Source organism: Methanoregula sp., assembly GCF_002835825.1.
Taxonomy (GTDB): Archaea; Halobacteriota; Methanomicrobia; order Methanomicrobiales; family Methanospirillaceae; genus Methanoregula.
In genome coordinates, this window is sequence record NZ_PIZH01000752.1 from 1 (window position 1) to 1,054 (window position 1,054).

2 pseudogenes are annotated in these 1,054 nt (G+C 64.4%); both read left to right on the forward strand.

What is annotated here, in order from left to right:
* Positions 1-187, forward strand: a pseudogene (locus CW742_RS14925) (methyl coenzyme M reductase system, component A2); the annotation flags it as partial.
* Positions 188-195: 8 nt separating this feature from the next.
* Positions 196-1,054, forward strand: a pseudogene (locus tag CW742_RS14930) (methanogenesis marker 3 protein); the annotation flags it as partial.

Consider the following 1,054-nt stretch of genomic DNA (forward strand, 5'->3'; position numbering starts at 1 on the left):
GCATTCCCGCGAGGAGATGGACGAGACCTTCATCGTCGTTTCCCACGATATGGAGTTCGTGCGGGACATCTGCGACCGCCTTGCGCTGATGCGGGGCGGCAAGATCGTCGAGATCGGCAAGACTGCCGATGTGCTTGCGATCCTGACCGAGGAAGAGCGCAAGGTGATGAGCCAGCCGACCGGTTGAGGTCGTCCATGGTCTCTATCCATCTCGACGGAGAACGGCGCGATGTCCCTGAAGGAGCCTCGCTCTCCTCCCTCCTGCCCGAGCATCCCGTTGGTTGTGCGGTCGGCATCATCCGCCCGGCCATGAAAGAGCAAGCTGCAACGGGCAGCCTGGCGCTGGCGACAACTGCCGGCGAAATCATCGTGGAGAAAACCGGTGACGGCACCACGTTTCTCACCGGAGATATTACGCAGAAGCTCGCCCTCCACTGGAGCGACCGGTACGCCGCGGCGTTTGGCCCGTTTGCCGCATCGTTTGTCCCGGAGCGCAAACCCCACCTGTACGAGCGGGGCGACGGCATCCTCGGGTGCGGGGGCTACGACCCCGCCCGGTCCTACCTCATCTTTGCGAAGAGCCGGCACTCGGCCGACCACGGCGCTGCGGCCGGCGGGGGCGTTGTCGGCAGGGTGGTGAGCGGCAGGGCAGTGCTCGAACGCTGGACCACCGGTGATGCCGTCACGAAGGTCGAACCGGTCATCAGCTGGGCTGACACGAGCCGGTCGTTCACGACAACGGATACCGGGCTTCTCCCTGAGGAAGGCATGCAGGTCGTCACCTACATCGGAATCGTGGCGCAGGGATACACTCCCGATCGGATTGACCCGGAATCGGCAGGCAGTGTCGAGCATCTTCTCGTCGCTCTCCAGCGGGGGAGGTTTGTCGTGGGGCGTGCGACAGGCACGCATATCCTCGACCCCCGTCTTGCCGGCACGGCAGGTGTGCCAAAAGAGCACCGCGGCCCCCGCCGCGAAGGAACCGTAACGGTCAGAACGGAGGGGAAGTCCGCCGGGAGCGTCTACATCTATCGTTCGGATGTCCCCTCAAGTC